Genomic DNA, 24,757 nt, shown 5'->3' with positions numbered 1-24,757 from the left:
GCACCACATCCGCCCCCGGCGCCGGCAGGGTAAAACCCCGGCCCAGGGGGCCCATTATGGCCAGGCGGTCACCCGGCTTCTTTTGGGCCAGCAGTGAGGTGCCCTTGCCCACCACCCGGTAAAGAAGCCACAGCTCCCCCCTTTCCCGGTCCACCCGGTGAATGCTCAAGGGACGGCGCAACAGGGGATCCAGTCCGCCAGCACACCTTATATGAACAAACTGCCCGGGAAGGGCTACACTGCATATGGCCGGGGCATCAAGGATCAGGCGGTAAATACCCGCCCCTACCCGTTCCTGCTGTTTCACTAAGGCCATCACATCCACCATACCACCAACCCCCTTTGTCCGGCCAACGGCGTTCCGCTACCCGCTTTTCATATTCTTCCGGACAGCCGGTGAAGCACAACCCCTTGCACAGGCAATGCCCGGAGCTAACCGGCCAGTTCCTGAATGGAAACCAGGTCCAGATCGGCCCCTTCCCTGATGGAAACCAGCACTTCGAAAATGGCCCGGGCCGTATCCAGGGAGGTCAGACATGGCACCCCGTGTTCTACCGCCGCCCGGCGGATGCGGAAGCCATCCCTTTCCGGTTCCCTGCCCCGGGTAAGGGTATTGATCACCAGGTGGATCTTCCCGGCCCGGATCAAATCCACGATACAGGGGGAACCCTCGTGGATCTTGTTCACCCGGTCCACCGCCAGGCCGTTCTCCCTTAAAAAGGCCGCCGTACCGGCCGTGGCGCAGATCTTATAGCCCAAACCGGCCAGACCCTTTAACAGGGGCAGGGCCTCCCTTTTGTCCCTGTCGGCGATGGTAGCCAGGATGGTGCCGTTTTTGGGAATGGTATAACCGGCAGCCACCAGGGCCTTATACAGGGCCGCCGGGTAACTGCCGTCCACTCCCATCACTTCACCGGTGGATTTCATCTCCGGCCCCAGGGAGATATCCACCTGCAGCAGCTTGGCAAAGCTGAACACCGGGGCTTTTACGCCAAAAAAACGACTTTCTGGATAAAGGCCGCCGCTGTAACCCATTTCCTTTAGCTTCCGGCCCAGGATCACCTTCGTGGCCAGGTTGACCATGGGAATGCCGGTGATTTTGCTCATATAGGGCACGGTGCGGCTGGCCCGGGGGTTCACTTCCAGCACGTAGACCTGCCCCTGGTGGAGCACATACTGGATGTTGATCATTCCCCGTACATTCAGGGCCAGGGCCAGGCGGGTGGTGTAGTCCACCAGCTGCTCCTTCACCTGCGGGTTCATCCGGCTGGCCGGGTAGACGGCTATGCTGTCGCCCGAATGAACACCGGCCCGCTCGATATGCTTCATTATGCCCGGAATCAACACCGTTTCCCCGTCGGCAATGGCATCCACTTCCAGTTCGGTGCCCAGCAGATATTTATCCACCAGCACCGGGTGTTCGGGGGTCACCCGCACGGCCCGGTCCATGTAGTTGAGCAGCTCATCGTTGTTATACACTATTTCCATGGCCCGGCCGCCCAGCACGTAGGAGGGGCGGACCAGCACGGGGAAACCGATCTCCGCGGCAATCTTCACCGCTTCCTCCACCGAGAAAGCCGTCCGGCCCGGCGGCTTGGGAATGCCCAGCTCGATAAGCAACTGATCGAACCGTTCCCGGTCCTCGGCCCGGTCGATGTCCTCCACCGCCGTGCCCAGCACGGGTATGCCGGCTTTAGCCAGGGGAGCGGCCAGGTTGATGGCCGTCTGGCCGCCAAACTGGACAATGACCCCCTCGGGGCGTTCCTTCTCCAGTATGTTCAGCACATCCTCGGGAATCAGGGGCTCGAAATAGAGCCGGTCGGCGGTGTCGAAGTCGGTGCTTACCGTCTCCGGGTTGTTGTTGATGATAATGGCTTTAACGCCCTCTTCCCGCAGCGCCCACACCGAGTGCACCGAGCAGTAGTCGAACTCGATGCCCTGGCCGATGCGGATGGGACCGGAGCCCAGCACCACCACCTTGCGCCCACTGGTATTCCAGGCCTCGTCCTCACCGTCATAGCAGGAATAGTAGTATGGGGTGACGGCCTCGAACTCGGCGGCGCAGGTATCCACCATCTTGTACACCGGCTTGATGCCGTATTCCTGCCGCAGGCTGCGCACCCGGTCTTCGCCGCATCCGGCGGCCTGGGCCAGGTAGGCATCGGCAAAACCCATTTCCTTGGCCCGCCGCAATACCTCAGAGGTCAGCGCCGCCTCGCCCCGGTTACGAATTTCCCCTTCCAGCGTGATGATATTGCGAATCTTTTCCAGGAAGAAGGGGTCGATGCCGGTCAGGGCATGCACCCGTTCCATGAGCATCCCCCGGCGCAGGGCTTCGGCCGCCACAAACAGGCGCATGTCTTCGGCCCGGGCCAGCTTGTTTTCCAGTTCCTCACCGGTTAAACCGTCCAGACCCGGCACCATCAACCCGGCAAGGCCGATTTCCAGGGAGCGCACCGCCTTCAATAAAGCCCCTTCCAGGGTGCGGTCGATGGCCATCACTTCGCCGGTGGCTTTCATCTGGGTGCCCAGGGTGCGGTCGGCCAGGGCAAATTTATCAAAGGGCCAGCGGGGGAACTTCAACACCACATAATCTATGGAAGGCTCGAAGCAGGCATAGGTCTTGCCGGTGACGGCGTTTTTAATTTCATCCAGGGTGAACCCCACGGCAATTTTACTGGACACCTTGGCAATGGGATAGCCGGTGGCCTTGGAGGCCAGGGCCGAAGAGCGGGACACCCGGGGGTTGACCTCAATCACATAATAGCGGTAGCTCCGGGGATCCAGGGCAAACTGCACGTTGCAGCCGCCCTCCACCCCAAGGGCGCGGATGATGTTCAGGGAGGCGCTCCTGAGCATCTGGTATTCCTTATCGCTCAGGGTTTGCACCGGTGCCACCACAATGCTGTCCCCGGTGTGGATGCCCATGGGGTCGATATTTTCCATGCTGCAGATGGTGATGCAGTTGTCGGCCCTATCCCGCATCACTTCGAATTCTATTTCCTTCCAGCCCACCAGGCTCCTTTCCACCAGCACCTGGTGGATGATGCTGGCCTTCAACCCCCGGGTGACGGTGGCCTGCAATTCGTCCATGTTGTACACCATACCCCCGCCGGTGCCGCCCAGGGTGTAGGCCGGCCGCACCACCAGGGGAAAACCGGTCTCCCGGGCAAAGGCCACCGCTTCCTCCACACTGCTGACAATGGTGCTCTCGGGGATGGGCTCCCCGATACGTTCCATGGTGGATTTAAATTCCTCCCGGTCCTCGGCCCGGCGGATGGCTTCCAGGGGCGTGCCCAGAAGCCGCACCCCCTCGGCCTCCAGCACCCCGGCACCGGCCAGCTGCAGGGCCATGTTCAACCCCACCTGGCCGCCCAGGCTGGGCAAGAGGCCGTCGGGTTTTTCCCGGCGGATGACCCGGGTGACGAATTCCGGGGTGAGGGGTTCGATGTACACCCGGTCGGCCATGTGGGCATCGGTCATGATGGTGGCCGGGTTGCTGTTCACCAGCACCACGGAAAGCCCCTCTTCCTTCAGCGCCCGGCAGGCCTGGGTGCCGGCATAGTCAAACTCCGCCGCCTGGCCGATAACAATGGGCCCGGAGCCGATAACCATTACTTTTTTAATCCCTTTGCGCAACGGCATGCTCTCACTTCCCTGTCTTTAAACAAGTTAATACCGAATACCGGTAGCCGGGCCTGTTTTTTAACCGACCACAGGGGTCTGGCCCCTGGCATAAATTTCCGCCAGGCCCCGGCGGTTCGCCTGTTCTTATGCTAGCTTATCGAGGCGGTTCCCTTCTCCCGGCACACCAGGTCGATGAACTGGTCGAACAGGTAGGCCGATTCCCGCGGCCCCGGGGAGGCTTCCGGATGGTACTGCACCGAAAAGAGGGGCAGGTATTTATGGCGGATGCCCTCCACGGTGCCGTCGTTCAGGTTGCGGTGGGACACTTCCACCGGCAGGCCGGTCAGGGAACCTTCATCCACGGAAAAGCCGTGGTTGTGGGAGGTGATGTATACCTTGCCCGTGGCCAGGTCCTTTACCGGGTGGTTGGCCCCCCGGTGGCCGAATTTCATCTTGTAGGTCTTCGCCCCCAGGGCCAGGGACATGACCTGGTGGCCCAGGCAGATGCCGAACATGGGGCGCGTGCCAATCAGTTCCCGGACGGTTTTAATGGCGTAGGGCACGTCCACCGGGTCCCCGGGGCCGTTGGACAGCAGGATGCCGTCGGGATCAAGGGCCAGGATTTCCTGTGCCGTGGTGGTGGGGGGTACCACCACCACGGTGCAGTCCCGCTCCTTGAGGTGCCGGATGATGTTCAGCTTGGAGCCGAAATCCACCAGCACCACCCGGTGGCCGCCGCCCTCCAGGGTGTATATTTCCCGGGTGGCCACCTCGGGCACCAGTTCCTGCCCGGTCAGCTGGGGGCAGTGCCGGGCCTTTTCCACCAGGAGAGCCGGGTCGCCGCACCCGGTGCTCAACACACCCCGCATGGTGCCCCGGTTGCGCAGGTGGCGGGTTAAAGCCCTGGTATCGATGCCGGAGATGCCCACCACCCCTTCCCGGGCCAGGAAGTCGGACAGGCGGTAGCTGGACCGCCAGTTGCTGGGCCGGTCACATTCCTCCCGCACCACAAACCCCCTGACGAAGGACCTTTTGGCTTCGAAGTCCTCCCGGTTGATGCCGTAGTTCCCGATCAGGGGGTAGGTCATGACCACGATCTGGCCGCAGTAGGAGGGATCGGTGAGGATCTCCTGGTAGCCGGTCATGCCGGTGTTGAAAACCACCTCACCCCAGCTTTCCCCCCGGGCCCCGAAGGCCCGGCCGGTATATACGGTACCATCTTCCAGTGCCAGTATGGCCTGCATATATGTCACACCCTTTCCTTACATCCAGAAAAAAGTTAACAGCCGGAACCCTGTTGCTTTTTACTCCGCAAGGCTGCGGTTGTAAACCACCTTTCCCCTAACAATGGTGGCTGCGGGCAGGCCCTTCAAGCGCCGGCCGGCAAAGGGGGTGTTCCGGCCCTTGCTGGCGAAGGCCGCCGGGTCCACCACCTCTTCCAATTCAGGGTCAATGACGGTTATATCGGCATCCGCCCCCACCTGGAATGTGCCTGCGGGCAGGCCCAGGATGCGGGCGGGATTTACTGTCAGCTTGCGTATGGCCTCCACCGGGCTTAAGATGCTCGGTTCCACCAGTTCCGTCCAGACCAGCCCCAGGGCCGTTTCCAGGCCCACCAGGCCGAAGGGGGCCAGCTGGTACTCCACATCCTTTTCCTCCACCGTGTGGGGGGCGTGATCGGTGGCAATCACATCGATGGTACCGTCGGCCAGGGCTTCCTTCAGGGCCGCCACGTCTTCCTCCGTGCGCAGGGGCGGGTTGACTTTGGTGCCGGTATCGTACCCCGCCACCGCCCGGTCGGTGAGGGTAAAGTGGTGGGGAGTGACCTCGGCCGTTACGGGTACACCCCGGGCCTTCGCCTCCCGGATCAGGCGCACCGATCCGGCGGTGCTGACGTGGGCGATGTGCAGGGGGCAGCCGGTATCTTCCGCCAGGATGATGTCCCGGGCCACCATGATCTCCTCGGCGGCCGCCGGGATGCCCGGCAGCCCCAGCAAGGTGGACATATAGCCCTCGTGCACGGCCCCTCCTTTGGACAGGGACGGCTCCTCGCAGTGGGAAATGATGGGCAGGCCCACCATGCGGGCATACTGCATGGCCCGGCGCATCACCGCCGCCGAGGCCACCGGCCGGCCGTCATCGGACAGGGCCACCGCCCCGGCTTCCTTCAATGCGGCCATTTCCGTCAGTTCCTCCCCCCGGCTGCCCCGGGTGATGGCTCCGATGGGGTGGACCTTCACCAGGCCCGCTTCTTGAGTCCTGCTCCGAATATAAGAAATGACCGCTTCGTTATCGGCCACCGGGTTGGTGTTGGGCATGCAGGCCACGGCCGTGAACCCGCCCCGGGCGGCGGCCCGGCTGCCCGTTTCGATGGTTTCCTTTGCTTCAAAGCCGGGCTCCCGCAGGTGGACATGCATATCGATCAAACCGGGGGCCACCAGTTTGCCGGTCACATCCATGACCGCCCCTTCCCCCGCCGGAATACCGGAACCAACGGCGGCAATTTTTCCGTCCGCGATTAAAATGTCGGCTGTGATAATTTTACCAGCGAGCGGGTCAATCACCCGGCCGCCCTTGATGAGCAACTTATTCATCAGGATCCCCTTCCTCTATGGAGATAACCACCGGATCAACCGCCCCAGCAGTTGTAAATCGTTAGCCCGACCACCTATTCCTGGCCCTTCCCTCCCCCGGCCAGCAGGTATAACAGGGCCATGCGCACGGCCACGCCGCTGGTCACCTGCTCGTTGATCACCGACTGCACCCCGTCGGCCACCTCCGGGGCAATCTCCACCCCCCGGTTCATGGGCCCCGGGTGCATCACCAGGGCGCCGGGCCGGGCCAGGGCCAGCCGTTCCCGGTTCAACCCGAAGAGGCGGGCGTATTCCCGCACCCCGGGGAACAGGCCCTGCTGCTGCCTTTCCAGCTGAATGCGCAGCATCATCACCACATCGGCCCCTGCCAGGGCCTCCTCCATGGTGGCACACACCTGCGCGCCCATGGCTTCCACCTGCGGGGGGATCATGGTGGCCGGGCCGCAGAGCCGCACCGTGGCGCCCATCCTGGTAAAGCCCCAGATATTGGACCGGGCCACCCGGCTGTGCAGTATGTCGCCCACCATGGCCACAGTCAGTCCGGCCAGTCCACCCATTTTCTCTCGCACGGTAAACATGTCCAGCAACGCCTGGGTGGGGTGCTCGTGGGCGCCGTCCCCGGCGTTGATCACCGCCGCCCGGACGGTGCGGGCCAGCAGGTGGGGCGCCCCGGCCATGGAATGGCGCAAAATCACCACATCGGCGCCCATGGCGGTAATGGTCCGGGCCGTATCCTTCAGGCTTTCCCCCTTGACCACGCTGCTGGTGGAAGTGGCAATATTCACGCTGTCGGCACTCAAATATTTGGCGGCCAGCTCGAAGGAAGTGCGGGTGCGGGTGCTGGGTTCGTAAAAAAGGGTCACCACCGTCCGCCCCCTTAAGGTGGGCACCTTTTTAATGGGGCGCCCGATGATTTCCTTCATGGGCACGGCCGTGTCCAGGATCAGCTTTATTTCCTCAGGTGACAGGTCTTCCAGACCGAGAAGGTCCTTGCGGGTCCAGTTCATATAAGCAGCCTCCCGAAAAAAGGAGTTAATATATACCCCGGTTATCAACTTTTTAACTTATTTCACCGCGCAAAAATAAAGCCCCGCCCGGTTTTTACCCGGTGCGAGGCCGGCAGGAGTTCAAAGTGCCTTCCTTGCCGGCCTCTCCGGACCGTTTTTAAAAGACGGCACCTTCAATCCTTTTCCAAAATGAGCACTCTTTCCTCACCATCTATTTCCTGCAATCGCACCGCCACCACTTCCCGGCGGGAGGTGGGAACGTTTTTCCCCACGTAGTCCGCCCGGATGGGCAGCTCCCGGTGCCCCCGGTCGATAAGGGCGGCCAGCTGGATCACCCTGGGGCGCCCCAGGTCCATGATGGCATCCAGGGCTGCCCGGATGGTGCGGCCGGTGTAAATCACATCGTCCACCAGCACGATTTTTTTATCCGAAACGGGGAAGGGCACCTCGGTGCGGTGAACCAGGGGCTGCTGGGCCAGGGTGGTTAAGTCGTCCCGGTAGAGGGTAATGTCCAGGGTACCCACCGGCACCGTACTGCCCTCTATCTCCTTGATCTTTGCCGCCAGCCTTTCCGCCAGGGGCACCCCCCGCCGGCGGATGCCGATAAGGGCCAGTTCTTCCGTCCCCTTGTTTCGCTCAATTATTTCATGGGCAATGCGGGTCAGTGCCCGGCGGATCCCTTCTTTATCCAGGATCTGGGCCTTATGCCGCATGAACTGTTCCCCCGTACCCATCGCCACCTACCTCCCCAATCATTACTATAACCCCGAATTCCCCCGGTGATGAGGAACAATTCTGTTCTCATCCCCGACCCTTTCAGCAAAAAAGCCTGCTGGCCACCGGCAAGCAGGCATGGTTCTCACGCAAAACCTATGTCCTCTGGTCCTTGCCGGCCTCACGGGACCGACTTCAAGGGTACTCCAGTTTTTCTGTATGATAATAATAGAATTCCGGCTAAAAGTCAAGGGCTGTTTTTTTTTGGCAACCAGCAGGGGAACAAATCCTTTTCCAGGGAAAACGGCACTTGAGATCAGGAAATGATTTTCCAGTTCAGGTACCGCCAGCAACAAAGTCCCACCCCCCTACATCCGGTTAATCCCGATGAAGATCAAAGCCACCCCCAGCAGGATCATGACCATGCTGGAAGGAGGGACCTTCCCGGCCAGGCCCACCAGTCCCAGGCTGGTGGTGGTGAAGAGCACGGTCGGCCCCACCATGGCTAAAAGGCAGTTTATCTTAAAGGCCGTTTCCACCCGGTTGAAGTGGAGCATGAGCAGGGCGGCGGTAAATTCAATGGACGAGGAAAGCATCCGCAAAAGGGCCATGCTCAAAACGATACGGTCCAGCAAGAAAAACATAATACCCCTCCTGGCAGGTTTTACTAAAATTTCATATGCCTGCCCGGGGGGATAAATGCATAGGTCCGGAAGGAGGAAGGGAAAATAAATCTACCGGTCATGATCATTGCTGCCACAACTCGCGGATGAAGAAGTTTACTCCGGCTATAATCATATAAACAAGGACGGTTTCACACCATGCGTAAAAATCAGCGTGTTCTGGTACTGGCCGCTTTGAGCGGGGTACCCTTTATTATGGTTCTGGGTAATTCCATGCTCATCCCGGTGCTGCCGGCCATCAGGGATGCCCTGAACCTGACCCAGTTCAGGGTGAGCCTTTTGATCACCCTCTTTTCCATCCCCGCCGGCATAGTCATTCCCCTGGCCGGATTTCTTTCCGACCGCTTCGGCCGGAAAAAGGTCATCGCCCCGGCCTTAATCCTTTATGGCCTGGGCGGGGTGGTGGCCGGCCTGGCGGCCATTTTCTTTAAGGGCGGGGCCTACCCGGCCATCCTGGGGGGGCGCATTCTGCAGGGCATCGGGGCGGCCGGCACGGCGCCCATTGCCATGGCCCTGACCGGGGACATTTTTGCCGGCAGGGAACGGGGCACCGCCCTGGGCATCATTGAAGCGGCCAACGGCCTGGGCAAGGTGGTCAGCCCGGTGCTGGGCGCCCTGCTGGGGTTGATCACCTGGTACGCCGCCTTTCTTTTTTTCCCCCTGGTGGTGGTGCCGGTGGTGCTGGGGGTGTGGTTTCTGGTCAGGGAACCGGAAAGCAAACGGGAGGCGCAGCACCTGCGCCAGTACCTGCATTCCATCACCAGGGTTTTTGAAAAAAAATCGGCCATGCTGCTCACCTCTTTCCTGGGTGGAGCAGCGGCCCTGTTGATCCTCTTTGGCGTGCTGTTTTTCCTGTCGGAGCATCTGGAGACGGTGTTCCAGGTGAACGGCGTGCGCAAGGGAGCGGCCCTGGCCATACCGGTGCTGTTTATGTGCGTCACTTCCTACCTGACCGGGCGGGTGATTAAAAGGCGTCTGGCCCTGATGAAATGGCTGGTGGTGGTGGGGCTGGCCCTGATGGCCGGTTCCCTGGCCAGCCTGGGGTTTTTTCAGAATACCTACCTCTTTTTTGCGGCCGTTTCCCTGGCCGGTGTGGGCACGGGGCTGACCCTGCCCTGCCTGAACACCATCATCACCAGTGCCACGGCGGCCGAGAGGCGGGGCCTGGTGACCTCCCTGTACGGCGGGGTGCGGTTTATGGGCGTGGCCCTGGGACCGCCCCTTTTCGGGGTGTTGATGGGGCATGGGTTGCCGGTGATGTTCTGGGGTGCCGCCGGCCTGGCCGGGGTGACCGCCCTGCTGGCGGCGGTGCTCATCCGGGTGCGGGACATGCGCGGCCCTTCGCCGGCCGGGGCGGGAAAGGAGCCGGCTCCTTCTCCCCCGGCAAAGGCGGCTTTGTCGGGGGAGGCGCGGCCGGTGTACGGGCTTGCCCTGCGGAAGCGGTAGGAGTCGCGGGGGGATAGATAGCTTTTAGTCAAACCATTAAAATTAATGTCTCAATTTCTTTTAAAACCTCAATGATACCCATTTCCTTTGATTCCACAACTCCGTCTGGAGTATGTTTATGGTGGGGAAACGTTAGGTTTCGATAATGTGGTGCATTATCGAATCTGAAAATCATTTTTCTTTCCTTATCCATTAAATGAAACCTGTATTTTAATCTTTTCCCGTGCTCGATATACTCCATAAATTCAAGTATATAACCATTTATAAAAACAATTGTGCCACGGATCAGTCCTTCATCACTATCAATCTCCTTGAAGTCAATTTTTTTATCAGATATAATTTTTATATTCGCTATTCTCCGCTCTACCCTCCTAAAATATGTTAATATCAAGAAGATAGCACCGCCTTGATTTTTGACATCTTCTCTTCCAATTTGATAGCACCCCGCACTAACCCCCACCATTCAAAAAAGGCTTGATCATCTCCAAGTATACCCTGTTCAAAATCCTGGATAAATTTACTTGAGGACATATTAAACCTTTTTTCAAACCCATTAACTTCTTCCTTTATTAACTGGAGCTTTGCCTCTAAGAGAGCCATTTCTCTCTTAAGGGCATCCCTAATAATAGGAAATTCCTCAATAGTCAAAGTTGCTTTCATGCTAACACCTTCCTCGTTATAATACAGGGAATTTTTTCACGATCTCAGAAAGGTTACCGTCCTGAGCATACACCTCCTGGTATCTCCCCGTGTAAATAAAGCTTTTACACTTTTTGATTATACCATATCCTGTTAACAGGGGCAATCCATAGCGATAACCCTGCTCTTAATCACGAGGGTTTCAATTCACTCCTAATGATCATGGGCATTTTTTGCCTTTTTTTCCAGGGTAACCTTTCCCCCCGTTCCTTAATATTTCTATGAACATGGCTGACTTTCGCGGCGAGTCTGGTTTTTAAAGGAGGTGCGGGACATGTTCGCCCGGTTTGACAACCGGCGGCTGCGTAATCCGCAAAAGAAAGGCGCGGGCACTGGTCGCCTGGTTTTGCCCCGGGCGATGGCAATCCGCGAAAGGAGCTGTGATTATGCACGCACAGGCAACCATACTATCGTGGCCGGACTTCCTCCAGTTCCCCCTGGGACGGCGGATGCCCAAACCCAGGCAGCAGGGCCTGACCATGATCATCGACAAGGGCCTGGGCCTGGCGGAGACAAAGGACATCCTGCATGTGTGCGGCCAGTATATCGACTTTTACAAGCTGGGTTTCGGCACCGCCGCCCTGTATGCGCCGGAGGTGCTGGAGGAGAAAGTTCAGCTGGTGAAGTCTTTCGCCATGGATGTTTACCCCGGGGGAACCTTCCTGGAAGTGGCCATTATACAGGAAAAGCTGGAGGAGTTCCTTTATCTGGCCAGGCATCTGGGGTTCACGGCCATTGAGGTTTCCGACGGCACAATCAATATGTCCGACGAGGTGAGAGACAGGGCCATAGCCACCGCCGCCGGGATGGGATTCAAGGTTTTGACGGAAGTGGGTAAAAAGGATATTCATTGCCCCATTCAGGAAATAATCCGCCAGATCCACCGGGATCTGCAAAATGGCGCCTACCGGGTGATCATGGAAGGGCGGGAGTCGGGCATGAACGTGGGGATCTACGACGAAAAGGGACAGTTTATCCGGGATGATTTTGAGGAACTGATGGCCGCCATCGGGGACCCGCGGGTATTGATCTGGGAAGCGCCGTTAAAGGACCAGCAGCAGGAGTTGATCCTGCGTTTCGGCCCCAATGTGAACCTGGGCAACATCCCGCCCCGGGAGGTGCTGGCCGTGGAAGCCTTGCGGGTGGGGCTGCGGGCGGATACGTTCAAGGCTACCTTATGTGACGGGACCGTTTAAGGATAGGAGGATCCGTCAATTCTTCGCCGGCCGGGGTAAAATGGAGCCTGCTCCTTTTACCCCGGTCAGCCTTTGCCGGGGAATGCCCGCCGGTGTAATTCGCAAAACGGGGCGAACCCGGGCTCCTGCCACGGGCTTTTTTCCTGGTAATATGAACCAGTGAACAGGCATATTGTTAACCAGAGTTAATCTAGAGCGAGGGAATGGCCATGCATGGAACCACTCTGCTGGTGGCGCTGTTGTTGATCGGCCTGGTGGCCCGTTCCAATCTCATTGCCATGGCCGCCTGCGTGCTTTTGATCATCAAACTGGCCAACCTGAATTTTCTCTTCCCCCTGCTGGAAAGGCGCGGCCTGGAGGTGGGCCTGTTGTTTTTGCTGCTGTCCATCCTGGTGCCCGTGGCCACCGGCAAGATCAATGAGCGGGAGATGCTGTATAACCTGACCTCCCTGCCGGGGCTTCTGGCCCTTTTCGGCGGGGCGCTGGCCACCCACCTGAATGGCGAGGGCCTGCGGCTATTGCAGCTGCAGCCGGAGATTATTTTCGGCCTGGTCATCGGGTCCATTTTCGGCATAGTGTTCATGGGCGGCGTGCCCGTGGGGCCCCTGATGGCGGCCGGGATCACCGCCCTGTTCATGGAATTGGCCTTCTGGTTAAAACAATAGGCGGCACCCAACCCGATAGCCCGGAATACAGGATGCGGCACGACAGGCCACCGACCACATTCTACATAAGCTTTTGGGAGGGAAAGCGCCATTCTGGTATAATAAAAAAATATGGACTTTTGGGGCAGGAAGCCCGAAAATATCTACTTCTGGTCAACCCGTAACTTGTCCAGCACCCGCTGCAGTTCCTCCGGCAATGGCGCGATGAACTCCAGGTATTCCCCGGTGCCGGGGTGGACAAACCCCAGCACCGCCGCGTGCAGGAACTGGCCCTGCAGGCCGAAATGGGGCCGGGCCGGGCCGTATTTCAGGTCGCCCACCAGGGGGTGTCCCAGATGGGCCATGTGCACCCGGATCTGGTGGGTACGCCCGGTTTCCAGTTTCAGCTCCAGCAGGGTGTACTGGCCAAAACGTTCCCGTACCGTGTAATGGGTCACCGCTCGCCGTCCTCCCGCCACCACGGCCATGCGCTGCCGGTCCCGGGGGTGGCGGCCGATGGGGGCGTCCACCGTGCCCCGGTCCTCTTTAAAGCCGCCGTGGGCCAGGGCGATATAGCGGCGGGTCACCCGGCGGTCCTGCAACTGCCTGGCCAGATCCAGGTGGGCGCGGTCGTTTTTGGCCACCATGATCAATCCGGAAGTATCCTTATCCAGCCGGTGCACTATGCCCGGCCGCAAAACCCCGTTGACCCCGGACAGGTCCCGGCAGTGGTATAACAGGGCGTTTACCAGCGTGCCGCTGTAGTTGCCCTCCGCCGGGTGCGCTACCATGCCCCGGGGTTTATTGATCACGATCACATCCCCGTCTTCGTAAAAGATATCCAGGGGGATGTCCTCGGGCAGCACTGCCAGTTCCCGGGGCGGCGGTATTTCCACCAGCACCTCGTCGCCAGCCTTCACCCGGTAGCCGGCCCGTGCCGGGCCGCCGTTCACCGTGACCAGGCCTTCCTCAATGAGCTTCTGGATATGGGAGCGGGAAAGATCCGGGCTCTCCCCGGCCAGGAACACATCCAGCCGCCGGCCGGCGTTTTCATTTTCCACCCGGTAATAATTAACGTCCGGCACCGGGTTTCACCTGCCCGGTTTCCCGGTCGTCCCGCCACACCGCCAGCACCAGCAAAAAGGCACCAATGACAATGGCCGTGTCGGCCAGGTTGAACACCGGCCAGATGCGGAAGTCAAGAAAGTCCACCACCAGGCCAAAGCGCAGGCGGTCAATGAGATTGCCCACAGCCCCGCCCAGCACCAGTCCCAGGGAGATGCGCATCAGGTGGCGCGCCGGGGACAGGCGTAAATGGGCCACCACCACGGCGGCCGCCACCAGCAGGGTTACGGCGACGAAAAAGCCGGTGCGGTGCGGGAACAAACCAAAGGCCGCCCCGGGGTTGCGGATATAGGTAATGTGAAAGACATGGGGTATCACGGCTATGGACTCCCCTTCCCACATCCAGCGCTGGATCAATTCCTTGGAAACCTGATCCACCACCAGGGCGGCCAGGGCTGTTACCCAGAAAAACAAAGGCTATCCCCCCTGAAAATGATCGCTGAACAGCACGGATAAGGCAATTCCCACATATCATACCACAAAATGACCGTTTCAGCACGGAATCATTTGACCGGGGAAGCAGGATTTCGCCGGCCACTGACGAAAAAAACCAGTAAAAGGTATTATGGCAAAACAAAGAAACAGCAATACCTGAAAAGCCATTTTATTCAAAGGAGGCAGTTACATGCTCAAGCTGGTTAAAAACGGTTCCCACTCCCGGGAAAACGGGCCGGATATAACTCTCTTCCGCCGCATTGAAGAAGCATTGCTCCGTCATCCGGAAGTGCTGGATGCGGCCGTCGACCCCGTGGTCAATGGGGAAGAACCGCCATTGCCGACGGCCTTCGTGGTTTCTTCCAGCGAAGGACTGACACCGGAAGTTCTGGCCGCCCACCTGGCCAACTGCCCGGAAATCGCTCCGGATGAACGGCCGGTTCGCTATGTGCTGGTTCCGGCCATTCCCCGTACCATAAGCGGCAAGCTGCAGAGGCAAAAGCTGGCGGATCTCCTGGATGGCCATAAGAATGATGCTTCTGGTGAAAAATAATGGGAGGCATCCAGGAATTATGATAAAATTTTCACAAAAAAGCTAATAACCGGATACAGGAGGAAAGAGCCATGCCCTTTTCCATTGGCGACTTATTCTGGATTTTCTTTATTTTAATGGCCCTTTTGCCGGCCATACGGCAGTACCGCCTGGAAGCGGTGCGTGTCCGTTTAATTCAAAGTCTGGAAAAAAAGCGCGGCACCCGGCTGATCACCCTGATCCACCGCCAGGAGTCGTTGAGCATCCTGGGCATACCCATTTCCCGCTACATAAACGTGGAGGACTCCGAGGCGGTTTTGCGGGCCATTCGCCTCACCCCCGACGACATGCCCATCGACCTGGTGCTGCACACCCCCGGGGGACTGGTGCTGGCGGCAGAGCAAATCGCCCGGGCGCTGCAAAAGCATAAGGCCAAAGTGACCGTATTTGTGCCCCACTATGCCATGAGCGGGGGGACCATGATCGCCCTGGCCGCCGACGAAATAGTGATGGACGAAAACGCCGTGCTGGGACCGGTGGACCCCCAGCTGGGTGAACTGCCGGCCGCTTCCATCCTGGAAACGGTACAGCTGAAGGGTCGGGAGCGGGTGGACGACCGCACCCTGATCCTGGCCGACATAGCCGGCAAGGCCATGACCCAGGTGGCCGATTTTATCTACCGCCTGCTGGTGGAAAAAATGCCCCCGGAAAAGGCCCGGGAGATTACCGAACTGCTCACCAGCGGCCGCTTCACCCACGACTACCCCCTGACCTGCGAACAGCTGACCGCCATGGGGCTGCCGGTATGCGGAGAGTTGCCGGCGGAGATTTACGCCCTGATGGATCTGTACCCCCAGCCGCCCCAGCGCCGCCCGTCGGTACAGTACATTCCCCTGCCCTACAGCCGGGAACCCGGCCGAAACGGGCAATAGTCACAGTCACATCGGGAACGGTTCCCCAGTGTGACAAGTGTGACAGGGGACGGTTCTCTGTCACGCGTGAGTGTCAGGGGACGGTTCTTCAGTGTCACATTGCAGTCATATCGGGCAATGAGATAGGGGACGATTCCTTAACACATTTTTTGTGTCAAAGAACCGTCCCCTGTCACGCTCCTGTCACGCTCCTACTGCAGCGGGCTTTCCGGCTTGATGTCCGGCACACCTGTTTCCTGGTAAAGCCCGGGGTCAATTTTACCCTCCCCGTCCATGCGGAGCAGGGAGAAATCCAGCAACCCTTCATCCACTTCCCGGGACAGGGGCGGGCCGTAGGCTAGGCGGTACAAATCGGCCAGTTCGCGAACCAGGGGGAAGCGGGGGTTGGTGGTAACGGTCTGGTCGGCAAAGGCCCGGTCGGCCAGCTCGGGAATTTTGGCGGCGAAGGCGGAAGGCTTAACCCCCAGGCCGGACAGGGTCAGGGGCATGTCCAGAACCTGCAGCAACTGGAAGATGGCCCCGATCAGGCTCTTCACACCCTCCCCCACCGTACCTGCCGGCAGGCCCAGCAGGCGGGCCAGTTCCCGGTATTTTTCGGGAGCGTGAAAATACTCATACTGGGGGAAGGAAACAAACTTGGCCGGCCGGCTGGCGTTGTAGGCCACCACATAGGGCAGCAGCACCGCATTGGCCCGCCCGTGGGAGATGTTGAAGGCGGACCCCAGCTGGTGGGCCAGGGCGTGGTTGACCCCCAGAAAGGCATTGGTAAAGGCCATGCCGGCGATGCAGGAGGCATTGTGCATTTTTTCCCGGGCCTTGTGGTCTTCAACATTCCGGTAGGAACGGGGCAGGTAGCGAAAAACCAGTTCCACCGCTTTGGCAGCCATGGCATCGGTATAATCCGAGGCCATGACCGAAACGTAGGCTTCCAGGGCGTGGGCCAGGGTGTCCATACCCGTGTCGGCAGCCACCTTTGCCGGCATGGTACGGGCAAAATCGGGATCGATGATGGCCACGTCCGGCGTCAGTTCATAGTCGGCCAGGGGGTATTTCACCTGTTCCCCCCTGTCGGTAATCACGGCAAAGGCCGTCACTTCCGAACCGGTGCCGCTGGTGGTGGGAATGGCCACCAGCTGTGACTTGCGTCCCAGCTTGGGATATTTATAGGTGCGCTGGCGGATATCCATGAATTTTAATCTCAGAAACTCAAACTCCACTTCCGGGTATTCGTAAAAAAGCCACATGGCCTTGGCGGCATCGATGGCCGAACCGCCTCCCACGGCAATGATGGTATCGGGCTTGAACCGGTTCATGACGGCGCAGCCCCGGCGCACCGTTTCCACCGAGGGGTCAGGTTCCACTTCGTAAAAGACCTCGGTAACCACCCGGTTGTTGCGGCGGTTGAGATGGTACAACACCTTGTCCACAAATCCCAGTTGTCTGATGACCGGATCGGTGACGATAAAGGCCCTTTCCACCCCGGGCAGCTTACGCAGGTACTGGATGGACCCGGGTTCGAAATAGATCCGTTCGGGCACCCGGAACCACTGCAGCTTTACCCGGCGCCGGGCCACCCGCTTGATGTTGATCAGGTTTTCCACACTGACATTGGAGGTGGTGGAGTTACTGCCCATGGAACCGCAGCCCAGGGTAAAGGAAGGCGTGTTTACGTTGTATATATCACCGATGGCCCCGTGGGTGGCCGGAGAATTGACAATAATCCGCCCGGTGCGGATACGGCGGGAAAAATGTTCGATGGCCCGCCGGTCTTCGGAATGAATTACCGCCGTATGACCCAGGCCGCCGTATTCCACCACTTTCTCACAAAGTTCCGTCCCCTCTTCAAAACTGTCCACAATGTGGTATGAAAGGATGGGACTGAGCTTTTCCATGGACAGGGGATGCTCCGGCCCCACTCCCGGCAGGCCGGCCACCAGCACCCGGGTGCCCGGGGGAACGGAGAAACCGGCCATTTCGGCAATCCTGGCGGCGGACTGGCCGGCCACCCGGGGGTCCAAGGTGCAGGTATCCTGTTCCACGGCAACGGACTCCAGCAGGCGGGTTTCTTCCTCATTGAGGAAATAGCAACCGTTCTCTTTCATCAGGGAAATGACTTCTTCAGCCACTTCCCGGTCGATGATCAGGCTCTGCTCCGAGGCGCAAATCAGTCCATTGTCAAAGGTTTTGCTCATGATCAGGTCGGTGACCGCCCGCCGCAGGTTGGCCGTCTTTTCGATGTAACAGGGCACATTGCCCGGCCCCACACCCAGGGCCGGTTTGCCCGTGCTGTAGGCGGCCCGCACCAGCCCGGCCCCGCCGGTGGCCACAATTAGCGCCACGCCGGGATGGCGCATTAAATAGCCGGTGGTTTCGTAACTGGGGTTTTCTATCCAGGCGATGCAGTTTTCCGGCGCCCCGGCGGCCACCGCCGCCTCCAGCATGATCTGCGCCGCGGCGGCACTGCAGCGCTGCGCCCCCGGGTGGAAGCTGAAAATAACCGGGTTCCTGGTCTTGGCGCAGATCAGGGACTTGAACATGGTAGTGGAGGTGGGGTTGGTCACCGGCACCACGGCAGCCACCACCCCCACCGGCTCGGCCAACTCCAGGTAGCCCTCCTCCTCGTTTTCCCTGATCACACCCACAGTTTTGGCGTACTTTATGCTGTGGTAAACCGCCTCGGTGGCAAAGATGTTCTTGGTGGCCTTGTCCTCGTATACACCACGGCCCGTTTCTTCCACCGCCAGGCGGGCCAGTTCCATATGCTTGTCCAGCCCGGCCAGGGCCATGTTCAGAACAATGCGGTCCACCGCCTGCTGGTCCAGACGGGCAAACTCCCGGGCCGCCCGGTTGGCCTTTTCCACCAGGGTGTCGATGTCCGCGAAACCCTTTTCGGGCAATTGTTTACCGGGATCACTTTGGGGAAGGCTTTTTTCCTCCACCATCTGCCGGCACCTCCAATTGTGGTTCGGTCATCAGTCGTCTACATTATTTCCCCGTTAAAAAGGAATATGCCCGCGGGGGCGGGCCAAAACTAGGTCCAAAGAAAAGAGGGGTTAGAAGCTTTTGTTTTCCATTAATTGTCAGGAAATAAGGCCCCTTTCGGGAGGCTTTACCAAAATGTTTTGTCCCCAGTGCAACGGTACGGAAAGGCACCGGGAAACCTGCTCCTGCGGCGCCATCATGCGGGACGCCGGCCCGGTGGCCGATTATTACGGCCCTTACAGTCCTTACTTTAGCCTGGCCTTTGAGCAACCGGTATGCGTGCACCTTTTTGCCTGCCCGGCCTGTGGCCGGGACAGGCGGGTGACGGTGAACCTGATCAGGTAGACGCAGTATTTTACCAGCCAGTAATATCAGGGTTCAGGCCCCTATCTACCACCGGATAGCTTTCATACTGTAAATTTTTGTTTGCGGCCGCAGGCAATTAAAGCAAAGGGAATTACGCTCCCCCTGAAGATTATTGGCATGTGCCCTATTCTTCCATTTCCTCCATAATGAGTTCGTCGAGACCGCTTGTATGAACATGAATATGGGTTATGGAGGCACTTAAATCGCCCAAAATAATTTCCCTCTGTTCATCAGTCAAACCCCGTATCTTAAGCTGAGAGAGTAATTTTATGGTATTGTATAATTCCTCTTCCAGTTCATCTAAAAGGATACCCAACTTTTTAGATATGATCGTTTTTCGTTTAAAGCTAAGGGCCTTCATTTTTTACCCCCCCATTCTTTTCTTTGCGCTCTCTATACTTTTCTGGAAAGCTTTGATCTCTTTATCCCAGTGAGAGATCAATCCTTCATTCGGATACGTTTTCGCCTTTTCAGCAATGATTTTCTCCTGATGTTCTTTTATCCTCTTTTCTAAACTTTTAATCCTGCTCTTAAGACCCTTTTTCCCCATTATATCCCCCGAAACACAGGTACTGCTCCAGTTCCCTCCATGAATCCAGCAGACCGTCCGGTTCCAGGCGCTGCAGTTCTTCCCGCCCGGCCATGCCCCAGGTGACCCCCAGGGTCATGGTTCCGGCGGCCCGGCCGGCCTGGATGTCAAAATGGCTGTCCCCCACATACACGGCCTCCTGCGGCCCATGGTGAAGGCTGGACAGCGCCTTCAGAATGGGATCGGGCAGGGGCTTGTGTTTATCCACGTCGTGGGCAGTAATCACCACATCCATATAACGGTCCAATCCCGTAAAGTTGATGGTTCGCCAGGCGCCGGTCTTCCCTTTGGAGGTGACGATACCCAGGCGCAGGCCCTTTTGCTGCAGGTCCTGGAGCATTTCCAGGGTACCGGGAAAAAGGCGGGTGTACAGGTCGTGGTCCCGGTGGTAATGGTGCTGGTAACGCTGGATGAATTCTTCCGCCCTTTCCCCGGCAAAGTGACGGGCAATATCCATAATGGTCCGGCCGATCCAGCGCATGACATCGTCGTTCCCCCAGGGGATACCCATTTCTTTAAAGACACGCTGGTAAGTATGCTGGATCAGCGGCAGCGAGTCGGCCAGGGTGCCGTCCAGATCAAACAAGGCCACCCGTATGTTCACCAGTATCATTCCCCTCGTTAAAATATTCCCGGTACGAAGCGCCGGATTGAACGAGCACCTCTATACCATGCGGGTTAAATCATTACAGCCTTTGATGCTGGTTTATGTGTCAGAGAACCGTCCCCTGTCACAAACCTGTGTCAAAGAACCGTCCCCTGTCACACTTAGTGTGTCAGAGAACCGTCCCCTGTCACACTTACCGGTTCATTCTACAGTTAAAGTATATCATAGCCACCGGCTCCCAAGCAGGTTTTTCTAAACCGGTGTAGAAGATAAGTAAAATTCAGTAAAACCGTTACCACAGGATAAAAAAAGGCAGGATGGGTCAACCAGGGGGATCGTCCCCCTGGTCGACCCGGCAAGGATTCAAGGGGACAGTCCCCCTGGTCACCCTATGGGAAAAACTTACTTAAATAAACTGGAGGTTTGGTTATGGCCATCAGTAAAAAAATAAGCGGTTTTCTTTCCGGTGCTTCGTGGATTCGCAAAATGTTCGAGGAGGGGGAACGGCTGCGGGCCATCTACGGGGCCGAGAAGGTGTATGACTTCACCCTGGGCAACCCCGATGTGGAGCCGCCGGCCGCCTTCAAAGAAGAACTGAAAAAACTGGCCAACAACCCCATCCCCGGCATGCACCGCTATATGAGCAACGCCGGCTACCAGGAAACCCGTCAGGCCGTGGCCGATGTGCTGGCCGAAAACACGGGGCTGCCCTTCGATGCCCGGCATGTGGTAATGACTGTTGGCGCCGGGGGCGGATTAAATGTCGTGCTGAAAACCCTGCTGGACCAGGGTGACGAAGTAATTGTACTCACCCCGTATTTCGTGGAGTACCGTTTTTATGTGGACAACCATGGCGGGGTGATCAAGGAGGTGCCCACCGGCCCCGACTTCCAGCCGGACCTGCCGGCGCTGGAAGCGGCCATCACCCCCCGGACCAAGGCGGTAATCATCAATTCGCCCAACAACCCCACGGGGGTGGTTTATGACGCCGCCTGCCTGGCCGAACTGGGCAAATTGCTGGATAAAAAGGGACAGGAACTGGGCACCACCATTTATTTAATTTCCGACGAACCCTATGCCAAAATAGTTTACGACGGCCTGGAAGCTCCCCCGGTGTTCAAGTTCAGCCGTAACAGTATAGTGGTAACTTCCCACAGCAAGGACCTGGCTCTGCCGGGCGAACGCATCGGTTACATTGCCGTGCATCCGGAGATGGACGGGGTGGACCTGCTGGTGGAAGGGCTGGTTTTCTGCAACCGCACCCTGGGGTTTGTCAACGCCCCGGCGTTGATGCAGCGGCTGGTGGCCAAGCTGCAGCGGGAAAAGGTGGACATCGCCGCCTACCGGGAGAAACGGGACCTGCTATACAACCACCTGGTTTCCCTGGGCTTTCAGGTGGTCAAACCCGGAGGGGCTTTTTACCTGTTCCCCCGCTGCCCCCTGCCGGACGACCTGGAGTTCGTACGGGCGGCGCAGAAGTACAATATCCTGGTGGTACCCGGGGGCGGGTTCGGCCGGAGCGGCTATTTCCGTCTCTCCTATTGTATTGATAAGCAGATCATCATCAATTCCCTGCCCGCCTGGACCCAACTGGCCCGGGAGGTCGGACTTGGCAAATCGAGTTAATAAAGTAAAGACGAAAGGGGGTGGATATGGGATATATGGATGTATTGCTAAAGGAAATTCTCAGCGAAATTAAGGGGTTGAAAACCGGTCAGAATAAACTGGAAAAAGATGTGACCGAACTGAAAACCGGTCAGAATAAACTGGAAAAAGATGTGACCGAACTGAAAACCGGCCAGAATAAACTGGAAAAAGATGTGACCGAACTGAAAACCGGCCAGAACAAACTGGAAAAAGATGTGGCCGAACTGAAGACCGGTCAGAATAAACTGGAAAAAGATGTGGCCGAACTGAAGACCGGTCAGAACAAACTGGAAAAAGATGTGGCCGAACTGAAAACCGGTCAGAATAAACTGGAAAAAGATGTGGCCGAACTGAAGACCGGTCAGAATAAACTGGAAAAAGATGTGGCCGAACTGAAGAACAACGTGGCCGCCCTGGAATCCTCCATCGAAAACGAAGTAAACGAGATGTTACGGGCCCTTTTTGATGGATGGAAATTGCATGATGAAAAATTAAACGCCCTTACCAATACTGTGGATAAAATAGCACAGAATGTGGAATTTCTGGTACTAAGGGTAACCAGGCTGGAACAGCTGGCCCGGTAGCCAGGGAACCCACGCTGACCAGGGGTACAAAGTCTGAAGCCCTGCCATATGCGGCAGGGCTTTTAACCGGTTTCATTCTCAAAATAGTCGCCGGTCGCCAGATGTCGCCTCATTTGAGGAAAAATTTTCCCGGGGGCGGAATACGCAGACTCTTCCTTATTATTCCTCCACCAGCATGAGCAGTTTTTCGTGCATATGCAGGTTTATCTGGCGCATGACACTGCGCAGCGTGTGGGGGTCTCCCAACGTCAGTCCGTCCTCCCAGCGTTCCAGGAGATACTGCACAAACTCCAGATAACCGCTGGCCAGGGTCAAGGTGTACAGCTCCCGGTAACGGTTGTTGTCCGGCTGGCAACCCGTCCCCAGAGCGGCCTTATGGGTGAGTTTGAAGTTGCGCAAAATCTTTTCTTCCCTGGTCCAGGAGACAACGCCGTCAATTACCTGCACTTCCTTGCCGCAGGTATCACAAATAAATCTGGCCATTTTTAACCCCTCCCTAAATTTACCCCAAGGCCCCACATAATAATTCGTATTCCCGCTGCTTTAAATACTTTTCTTTTTAGCTTATATTTAGATATAAAAGGGCAAACTCCTGCTCATCCCGGCAAATAGAATTTTTGGTATTGTCACAGCCTTAGACCGTTTCATTACCTGCAAGCAGGAAAATTTCTGGACAACTGCGAATATAAGGTTGACCGGATGGAAAGGAGCATAACAACTGTGAAAGTCTGGTTCGTGGAAGATGCCGGGGGCGGCTGCCGGGCCTTCTCGGAAGTAGTGGTGCTGGTATGCGAAAATCCATTGAAAAAATATGTGGCCCGGGTTCCCCTCACCTGGAATACCAGAGAAAGCCTGGAAGAAGTGGTTTTGCGCTTGATGATTGATTTAATGTACAGAGCCGGAGTCAGCCGGGAGGACCGGATTCTGGTTTGCTCGGGAAATATTTTCCATGCCTTTCACCGCTGGTTGACTGAAAAAGGGTATAATTGGGAATACGCCCGGATGGAAGGACTGGCCCATGATATAGCCGAGGATGAGTTTCAACGGCAGATTACGGCCGCCGGCTTCCCCCGGCAGATACACCTGGTGGAGCGTAATTACCGGGATTTTTACCGCCAGGTGGAAAAATGGGTTATGCAACAACCGGAACCGCAGCGTTTTTTAAAGGATCGCGAGGTAAGACAGAAACCGGTGGAGACCCGCTACACTTTGAAAAGCAACTACGCCCGGACACGCCGGTGCAGCACCTGCCGGAAACCCATTCTTCCTTTTACACCAATGGTGGAATACCGGGCTACCCGGGAAGGAAAACGCATACGCCATTATTACCATCCTTCCTGCTCGCCGGTCAGACCATTGAAAAACAAGCTGCTTACCGGGAGCGCGCAATGGGCGGACGGAGAAGTACGCGGCATAATCATTCCCTGCCGGGTGGACTCGCCCTGCCACTGGTGCGACCGGATCATCCCGGCCGGAGAAACAGCTTTTTACGGCTACGCCGGGGATAAGCTCCTCACCGGCCATATGGATTGCTGCCAACCGGCAATAAATGGACGTGTCTTTTTTCAAGAAGGCCATTCCATAATTAAACGCGGCGTGAAAGATAAGTAATCGGCACTGGTCAGGTGAAAATTCACCCCCCAGGCCTGGTCGGGCAGACGGTAGCGGCAGGCCCGGGCATGCAGGTGTCCGTAGATTACGTGTCTTATACCGTACTCCTGAAATATCTCGATAAATCCGCTGTAATCGTGCTTTTCATTGGTCGGCATATAATGCATTATCACCAGGATTTCCGCCGCAGACCCTTTCACGCTATTCAGGGAGTTGCGCAGGCGTAGAAGTTCCCGGTTATAGATCTTCATGTCCTCTTCCTTGAAATAGGCACCATTGGGACACAACCAGCCCCGGGTACCACAAATAACCAGGTCGTTCAGGCGCACATGATCGTTTTGAATAAAGCGCATATTGGGTGGAGCCACCGCCCGTATCCGGGAGATGCTCTGCCACCAGTAATCGTGATTTCCCTGCACGGCCACCACCAGCCCGGGAAGGAGGCTTAAAAAGTGCAGGTCGGGCATGGCTTCTTCCAACCGCATGGCCCAGGAAATGTCCCCTGCCACCAGTACCACGTCATCATTACTGACAGTGCGTAACCAGTTTTCATAAATTCTGGGGGCATGGCCCGTCCAGGATTTATCCACTTCCGCCATGGGTTTATATTCCGGGCAGGATGTCCAGTTGGCCGGATCGGGTGGGCAGGAAAAGGACAAATGCAGATCGCTGATGGCATATATTTTCATCAAGTTTCACTCTCCCCATCCATGCCCGGATAACAACACCAACGGCCG

The 24,757-nt window shown here is 57.6% G+C and carries 26 protein-coding genes; 9 read left to right on the top strand and 17 right to left on the bottom strand.

Annotation, left to right across the window (positions count from 1 at the left end; translation table 11 throughout):
• From GFC01_RS12085 to GFC01_RS12055, 7 genes are all read right to left on the bottom strand, one after another.
• Nucleotides 1–328 (bottom strand): FAD-binding oxidoreductase (locus GFC01_RS12085; protein WP_243137534.1); only part of this gene is annotated, 328 nt, incomplete at its 3' end.
• Between the two features lie 104 nt (nt 329–432).
• Nucleotides 433–3,645 carry a carbamoyl-phosphate synthase large subunit gene (gene carB / locus GFC01_RS12080; RefSeq protein ID WP_152947373.1) on the bottom strand — a complete coding sequence of 1,071 codons (3,213 nt, stop codon included), beginning with the start codon at nt 3,643–3,645 and terminating at the stop codon, nt 433–435.
• 131 nt (nt 3,646–3,776) lie between these two features.
• Nucleotides 3,777–4,871, bottom strand: coding sequence for a glutamine-hydrolyzing carbamoyl-phosphate synthase small subunit (gene carA / locus GFC01_RS12075; RefSeq protein ID WP_152947372.1), 1,095 nt, complete (start codon nt 4,869–4,871; stop codon nt 3,777–3,779).
• Nucleotides 4,872–4,931: 60 nt separating this feature from the next.
• Entirely contained in the window at nt 4,932–6,221 is a 1,290-nt protein-coding gene (locus GFC01_RS12070; protein ID WP_152947371.1) for a dihydroorotase, read from the bottom strand.
• 74 nt (nt 6,222–6,295) lie between these two features.
• Nucleotides 6,296–7,228, bottom strand: a complete 933-nt coding sequence (locus tag GFC01_RS12065) for an aspartate carbamoyltransferase catalytic subunit (protein ID WP_152947370.1) — start codon at nt 7,226–7,228, stop codon at nt 6,296–6,298.
• Nucleotides 7,229–7,401: 173 nt separating this feature from the next.
• On the bottom strand, nt 7,402–7,962 hold the full coding sequence (pyrR, locus tag GFC01_RS12060; protein ID WP_279233474.1) for a bifunctional pyr operon transcriptional regulator/uracil phosphoribosyltransferase PyrR: 561 nt from the start codon (nt 7,960–7,962) through the stop codon (nt 7,402–7,404).
• Between the two features lie 348 nt (nt 7,963–8,310).
• Nucleotides 8,311–8,586: a YqhV family protein gene (locus GFC01_RS12055; protein ID WP_152947369.1), complete on the bottom strand. Its 276-nt coding sequence runs from the start codon at nt 8,584–8,586 to the stop codon at nt 8,311–8,313.
• Between the two features lie 177 nt (nt 8,587–8,763).
• Here GFC01_RS12055 and GFC01_RS12050 point away from each other — a divergent pair, with 177 nt between their 5' ends.
• The gene (locus GFC01_RS12050; RefSeq protein ID WP_152947368.1) at nt 8,764–10,071 is read left to right on the top strand and encodes an MFS transporter; all 1,308 of its coding nucleotides are present in this window, start codon (nt 8,764–8,766) and stop codon (nt 10,069–10,071) included.
• Between the two features lie 28 nt (nt 10,072–10,099).
• Here the strand turns inward: GFC01_RS12050 and GFC01_RS12045 are convergent, their stop codons facing one another.
• Together GFC01_RS12045 and GFC01_RS12040 are read right to left on the bottom strand one after the other, a co-directional pair.
• On the bottom strand, nt 10,100–10,462 hold the full coding sequence (locus GFC01_RS12045) for a toxin-antitoxin system TumE family protein (protein ID WP_152947367.1): 363 nt from the start codon (nt 10,460–10,462) through the stop codon (nt 10,100–10,102).
• Nucleotides 10,459–10,731: a hypothetical protein gene (locus GFC01_RS12040; RefSeq protein WP_152947366.1), complete on the bottom strand. Its 273-nt coding sequence runs from the start codon at nt 10,729–10,731 to the stop codon at nt 10,459–10,461. The genes GFC01_RS12045 and GFC01_RS12040 overlap by 4 nt, the downstream gene beginning before the upstream one ends.
• Nucleotides 10,732–11,156: 425 nt before the next feature.
• Between GFC01_RS12040 and comA the strand changes: the two genes are divergently transcribed.
• Nucleotides 11,157–11,966: a phosphosulfolactate synthase gene (comA, locus tag GFC01_RS12035; protein WP_152947365.1), complete on the top strand. Its 810-nt coding sequence runs from the start codon at nt 11,157–11,159 to the stop codon at nt 11,964–11,966.
• A 209-nt stretch (nt 11,967–12,175) separates the two neighbouring features.
• A complete protein-coding gene (locus GFC01_RS12030) occupies nt 12,176–12,631 on the top strand; it encodes a DUF441 domain-containing protein (RefSeq protein ID WP_152947364.1) in 456 nt (151 codons plus the stop codon).
• A gap of 143 nt (nt 12,632–12,774) precedes the next feature.
• On the opposite strand, the gene GFC01_RS12025 is transcribed toward GFC01_RS12030, so the two are convergent.
• Together GFC01_RS12025 and lspA are read right to left on the bottom strand one after the other, a co-directional pair.
• Nucleotides 12,775–13,695 (bottom strand): RluA family pseudouridine synthase, encoded by a 921-nt coding sequence (locus GFC01_RS12025; protein WP_341473942.1) that lies wholly within the window; start codon nt 13,693–13,695, stop codon nt 12,775–12,777.
• Nucleotides 13,682–14,149: a signal peptidase II gene (lspA, locus tag GFC01_RS12020; protein WP_152947363.1), complete on the bottom strand. Its 468-nt coding sequence runs from the start codon at nt 14,147–14,149 to the stop codon at nt 13,682–13,684. Before lspA ends, GFC01_RS12025 begins: the two co-directional genes overlap by 14 nt.
• A gap of 211 nt (nt 14,150–14,360) precedes the next feature.
• Between lspA and GFC01_RS12015 the strand changes: the two genes are divergently transcribed.
• Together GFC01_RS12015 and GFC01_RS12010 are read left to right on the top strand one after the other, a co-directional pair.
• Nucleotides 14,361–14,723 carry an AMP-binding enzyme gene (locus GFC01_RS12015; RefSeq protein ID WP_152947362.1) on the top strand — a complete coding sequence of 121 codons (363 nt, stop codon included), beginning with the start codon at nt 14,361–14,363 and terminating at the stop codon, nt 14,721–14,723.
• Between the two features lie 71 nt (nt 14,724–14,794).
• Complete coding sequence (locus tag GFC01_RS12010; protein WP_152947361.1) at nt 14,795–15,634, top strand: SDH family Clp fold serine proteinase; 840 nt, start codon at nt 14,795–14,797, stop codon at nt 15,632–15,634.
• Between the two features lie 191 nt (nt 15,635–15,825).
• On the opposite strand, the gene adhE is transcribed toward GFC01_RS12010, so the two are convergent.
• Nucleotides 15,826–18,576: a bifunctional acetaldehyde-CoA/alcohol dehydrogenase gene (adhE, locus tag GFC01_RS12005; protein ID WP_152947360.1), complete on the bottom strand. Its 2,751-nt coding sequence runs from the start codon at nt 18,574–18,576 to the stop codon at nt 15,826–15,828.
• A gap of 175 nt (nt 18,577–18,751) precedes the next feature.
• On the opposite strand from adhE, the gene GFC01_RS12000 reads away from it, so the two are divergent.
• Nucleotides 18,752–18,961: a hypothetical protein gene (locus GFC01_RS12000; RefSeq protein WP_152947359.1), complete on the top strand. Its 210-nt coding sequence runs from the start codon at nt 18,752–18,754 to the stop codon at nt 18,959–18,961.
• A gap of 145 nt (nt 18,962–19,106) precedes the next feature.
• Here GFC01_RS12000 and GFC01_RS11995 read toward each other — a convergent pair whose 3' ends face one another.
• From GFC01_RS11995 to GFC01_RS11985, 3 genes are read right to left on the bottom strand one after another with little or no spacing between them, the layout of a single operon-like run.
• The gene (locus tag GFC01_RS11995; protein WP_152947358.1) at nt 19,107–19,343 is read right to left on the bottom strand and encodes a hypothetical protein; all 237 of its coding nucleotides are present in this window, start codon (nt 19,341–19,343) and stop codon (nt 19,107–19,109) included.
• A gap of 3 nt (nt 19,344–19,346) precedes the next feature.
• Nucleotides 19,347–19,532: a hypothetical protein gene (locus GFC01_RS11990; RefSeq protein ID WP_152947357.1), complete on the bottom strand. Its 186-nt coding sequence runs from the start codon at nt 19,530–19,532 to the stop codon at nt 19,347–19,349.
• On the bottom strand, nt 19,513–20,175 hold the full coding sequence (locus GFC01_RS11985) for an HAD-IA family hydrolase (protein ID WP_341473941.1): 663 nt from the start codon (nt 20,173–20,175) through the stop codon (nt 19,513–19,515). The genes GFC01_RS11990 and GFC01_RS11985 overlap by 20 nt, the downstream gene beginning before the upstream one ends.
• A gap of 432 nt (nt 20,176–20,607) precedes the next feature.
• Here GFC01_RS11985 and GFC01_RS11980 point away from each other — a divergent pair, with 432 nt between their 5' ends.
• Together GFC01_RS11980 and GFC01_RS11975 are read left to right on the top strand one after the other, a co-directional pair.
• Nucleotides 20,608–21,804, top strand: a complete 1,197-nt coding sequence (locus tag GFC01_RS11980) for a pyridoxal phosphate-dependent aminotransferase (protein ID WP_152947355.1) — start codon at nt 20,608–20,610, stop codon at nt 21,802–21,804.
• A 26-nt stretch (nt 21,805–21,830) separates the two neighbouring features.
• Entirely contained in the window at nt 21,831–22,409 is a 579-nt protein-coding gene (locus GFC01_RS11975; RefSeq protein WP_152947354.1) for a hypothetical protein, read from the top strand.
• A gap of 159 nt (nt 22,410–22,568) precedes the next feature.
• Here the strand turns inward: GFC01_RS11975 and GFC01_RS11970 are convergent, their stop codons facing one another.
• The gene (locus tag GFC01_RS11970) at nt 22,569–22,892 is read right to left on the bottom strand and encodes a hypothetical protein (RefSeq protein WP_152947353.1); all 324 of its coding nucleotides are present in this window, start codon (nt 22,890–22,892) and stop codon (nt 22,569–22,571) included.
• A 237-nt stretch (nt 22,893–23,129) separates the two neighbouring features.
• Between GFC01_RS11970 and GFC01_RS11965 the strand changes: the two genes are divergently transcribed.
• Nucleotides 23,130–24,020: a hypothetical protein gene (locus GFC01_RS11965; RefSeq protein WP_194174930.1), complete on the top strand. Its 891-nt coding sequence runs from the start codon at nt 23,130–23,132 to the stop codon at nt 24,018–24,020.
• Here GFC01_RS11965 and GFC01_RS11960 read toward each other — a convergent pair.
• On the bottom strand, nt 23,975–24,709 hold the full coding sequence (locus GFC01_RS11960) for a metallophosphoesterase (protein ID WP_152947381.1): 735 nt from the start codon (nt 24,707–24,709) through the stop codon (nt 23,975–23,977). The two genes, GFC01_RS11965 and GFC01_RS11960, sit on opposite strands and share 46 nt — an antisense overlap.
• Between the last annotated feature and the right edge of the window lie 48 nt (nt 24,710–24,757).

It is taken from the genome of Desulfofundulus thermobenzoicus (assembly GCF_009428905.1).
GTDB classification, from domain to species: domain Bacteria; phylum Bacillota; class Desulfotomaculia; order Desulfotomaculales; family Desulfovirgulaceae; genus Desulfofundulus_A; species Desulfofundulus_A thermobenzoicus.
The sequence above is the reverse complement of the archived record's forward strand: the minus strand, read 5'-3'. Positions and strand labels throughout refer to the sequence as shown.

Excerpts from the sequence above, each read along its gene's own strand:
- carB (WP_152947373.1), bottom strand. The coding sequence starts at position 3,645 with ATGCCGTTGCGCAAAGGGATTAAAAAAGTAATGGTTATCGGCTCCGGG.
- carA (WP_152947372.1), bottom strand. The coding sequence starts at position 4,871 with ATGCAGGCCATACTGGCACTGGAAGATGGTACCGTATATACCGGCCGG.
- GFC01_RS12070 (WP_152947371.1), bottom strand. The coding sequence starts at position 6,221 with ATGAATAAGTTGCTCATCAAGGGCGGCCGGGTGATTGACCCGCTCGCT.
- GFC01_RS12065 (WP_152947370.1), bottom strand. The coding sequence starts at position 7,228 with ATGAACTGGACCCGCAAGGACCTTCTCGGTCTGGAAGACCTGTCACCT.
- pyrR (WP_279233474.1), bottom strand. The coding sequence starts at position 7,962 with ATGGGTACGGGGGAACAGTTCATGCGGCATAAGGCCCAGATCCTGGAT.
- GFC01_RS12055 (WP_152947369.1), bottom strand. The coding sequence starts at position 8,586 with ATGTTTTTCTTGCTGGACCGTATCGTTTTGAGCATGGCCCTTTTGCGG.
- GFC01_RS12050 (WP_152947368.1), top strand. The coding sequence starts at position 8,764 with ATGCGTAAAAATCAGCGTGTTCTGGTACTGGCCGCTTTGAGCGGGGTA.
- GFC01_RS12040 (WP_152947366.1), bottom strand. The coding sequence starts at position 10,731 with ATGAAAGCAACTTTGACTATTGAGGAATTTCCTATTATTAGGGATGCC.
- comA (WP_152947365.1), top strand. The coding sequence starts at position 11,157 with ATGCACGCACAGGCAACCATACTATCGTGGCCGGACTTCCTCCAGTTC.
- GFC01_RS12030 (WP_152947364.1), top strand. The coding sequence starts at position 12,176 with ATGCATGGAACCACTCTGCTGGTGGCGCTGTTGTTGATCGGCCTGGTG.
- GFC01_RS12015 (WP_152947362.1), top strand. The coding sequence starts at position 14,361 with ATGCTCAAGCTGGTTAAAAACGGTTCCCACTCCCGGGAAAACGGGCCG.
- GFC01_RS12010 (WP_152947361.1), top strand. The coding sequence starts at position 14,795 with ATGCCCTTTTCCATTGGCGACTTATTCTGGATTTTCTTTATTTTAATG.
- adhE (WP_152947360.1), bottom strand. The coding sequence starts at position 18,576 with ATGGTGGAGGAAAAAAGCCTTCCCCAAAGTGATCCCGGTAAACAATTG.
- GFC01_RS12000 (WP_152947359.1), top strand. The coding sequence starts at position 18,752 with ATGTTTTGTCCCCAGTGCAACGGTACGGAAAGGCACCGGGAAACCTGC.
- GFC01_RS11995 (WP_152947358.1), bottom strand. The coding sequence starts at position 19,343 with ATGAAGGCCCTTAGCTTTAAACGAAAAACGATCATATCTAAAAAGTTG.
- GFC01_RS11990 (WP_152947357.1), bottom strand. The coding sequence starts at position 19,532 with ATGGGGAAAAAGGGTCTTAAGAGCAGGATTAAAAGTTTAGAAAAGAGG.
- GFC01_RS11980 (WP_152947355.1), top strand. The coding sequence starts at position 20,608 with ATGGCCATCAGTAAAAAAATAAGCGGTTTTCTTTCCGGTGCTTCGTGG.
- GFC01_RS11975 (WP_152947354.1), top strand. The coding sequence starts at position 21,831 with ATGGGATATATGGATGTATTGCTAAAGGAAATTCTCAGCGAAATTAAG.
- GFC01_RS11970 (WP_152947353.1), bottom strand. The coding sequence starts at position 22,892 with ATGGCCAGATTTATTTGTGATACCTGCGGCAAGGAAGTGCAGGTAATT.
- GFC01_RS11960 (WP_152947381.1), bottom strand. The coding sequence starts at position 24,709 with ATGAAAATATATGCCATCAGCGATCTGCATTTGTCCTTTTCCTGCCCA.